This window comes from Nguyenibacter vanlangensis (genome assembly GCF_013376155.1).
Classification (GTDB): domain Bacteria; phylum Pseudomonadota; class Alphaproteobacteria; order Acetobacterales; family Acetobacteraceae; genus Gluconacetobacter; species Gluconacetobacter vanlangensis.
In genome coordinates, this window is the sequence record NZ_JABXXP010000531.1 from 1 (window position 1) to 1992 (window position 1992).

Below are 1992 nucleotides of genomic sequence, written 5' to 3' on the forward strand. Positions count from 1 at the left end.
GCGCCGCAGCGCGGGCGGTCGCCCGCCCATAATCGGCGGCTGGCGCGGGTGGTCGCGCTGATGGAGCAGACGACCGACCGCCGCCTGGGCGTCGGGGAACTGACCGCGATCGCCCACTGCTCCGAACGGCATCTGGAGCGGGTGTTCCATCACGCGTTCGGCTGGGGAATGGCGGCGCATCACCGCAAGCTGCGCCTGGCCAGGGCACGCACGATATTGCGCGAGACCGACCTGCCGGTGACCGAAATCGCCGCCGCGACGGGCTTCGAAAGCCGATCGGGCTTCTCGCGCGCCTATCGCGACGAATTCGGCGTCCCACCCGCCGCCGACCGGATCGAACCGTGACGGCCAGTCTGGAACCGCGCGGATGCTCTCGGCAAAAAACCGACGATCACGACGCGCGTCGCTTCCCCGTGCGCTTGCTGCGTGGCGAGGCACGTTCGGTCAGTTCGATCGCGCTGCGCAGGTGGCTGATCATCTCGGCCCTGGCAACGCCCTCGTCGCGCCGGACCAGGGCATCGACGATGCGGCGATGTCCCGCGACCGTGGCATCAACGGAATATTCCGGAATCGAAATCAGATGCCCCACCCGGGAAAACCAGATCTGGTCGTAGCTGACTTCCAACTGGCGGGCCAGCAGCCGGTTGTCGCCGCCCTTGGCGATCGCGACATGAAACAGGGCGTCGAACCGTTCATAATCATGGAACCGCTTTTCGCCGGCGGCCCTGTACTGCTCGTCCACCAGATGGACGATGTGCGCCAGGTCCGCATCGCTGGCGCGGCGGCAGCACAGCACCACGGTACTCGCCTCGATCGCCTCGCGGAATTCATACAGCTCCCGGATCCGGTCCACATGCGGCTGGACCACCATATAGAACCGGCCCTTGCGCTCGATCAGATTGTCCTGGTGCAGCCTCTGCAGCGCCTCGCGCACGGGGGTCCGGCTGACGTCGTAGCGGTGGGCGATATCGCTTTCCTGAAGGATCGTACCGCCGGGCGTGCGGTTGCTGATCAGGTCCCGGCGCAGCGCGACATAGAGTTCCTCACCGCTGTAATGGCCGCGCGGTTCGCCCGGGCTGTCCTCGGCCGGGGGCGCGGGCGGGTGTCTTTCCTTCATCAGCCGGCCTCGTTCATGTCTCTGGAAATCTGGAAAGGATGCCATATCCGCTAAAACCAGATGGCCGCCCGCCGTCAATCGCCGTTCAGGTGAAACCGTTCGAGCCGGAACGGCGCACGGGACGCGGCGCCGGCCTCGCCGGTCACGATCTCGGCCATCAGCTTGCCGGCCGCGGGACCGATGCCGAAGCCATGGGCGGAAAAGCCGGTGGCCAGGAACAGGCCAGGATGCCGCGCCACGGACGACAGGATCGGCAGCGCGTCCGGCAGCACGTCGATCGTCCCGGCCCACGCGGCCGCAATGCGCGCGGCACGAAAGACGGGCATGTCCTGCTGCAACCGCGCGAAGGTGGCTTTCAGCGTGTCGCTGTCGGCTGCCGGGTCGCAGGCGCGGAACTCTTCGAACGGATTGGGCCGGCCCGGGCCGAAGCGCCGCTCCAGCCACAGTTCGCGGAAGAAGCTGGCCCCCGCGCGCACCCGCAGCAACTGCTTCTGCTTCAGATAGTTCGGCAGGTACAGGCGCAGGAAACGCAGCGCGTCGGGCGTCACATAGGTCAGCGACGAATTGCGGCGCGCGACGGTATAGCCGCCATCGCGGCGGCGGCGCAGGCAGAACGCGGTGGAGGCCACGTTGGGCAGCGGGCCGTCCTCGACCGGCGTGGTGCGCAGGACCGAGGCGACCACCTTCAATTGCGGGATCACGATGCCGGCCGTCGCGCTCAGCCAGCGTGACCAGGCACCGGCGGCGATGACGACGGCGTCGGCGGCGATGGGGCCGGTTTCGGTCTCGACGCCGGTGGCCCGCCCGCCGCTGATGTCGATGTGCCGGACGGCAGTGCCCGCAAACAAGGCGGCGCCGGCATCGCGGACCTTGCG

At 68.2% G+C, this 1992-nt stretch carries 3 protein-coding genes; 1 reads left to right on the forward strand and 2 read right to left on the reverse strand.

The window, feature by feature from the left end; all coding sequences use genetic code 11:
• Positions 1-345, forward strand: a 345-nt coding sequence (locus HUK84_RS16270) for a helix-turn-helix domain-containing protein (protein ID WP_176641213.1), incomplete at its 5' end; no start/stop codon positions are given.
• Positions 346-391: 46 nt separating this feature from the next.
• Here HUK84_RS16270 and HUK84_RS16275 read toward each other — a convergent pair.
• A complete protein-coding gene (locus HUK84_RS16275) occupies positions 392-1117 on the reverse strand; it encodes a GntR family transcriptional regulator (RefSeq protein ID WP_176641214.1) in 726 nt (241 codons plus the stop codon).
• A 74-nt stretch (positions 1118-1191) separates the two neighbouring features.
• Positions 1192-1992 (reverse strand): NAD(P)/FAD-dependent oxidoreductase (locus HUK84_RS16280; RefSeq protein ID WP_176641215.1); only part of this gene is annotated, 801 nt, incomplete at its 5' end.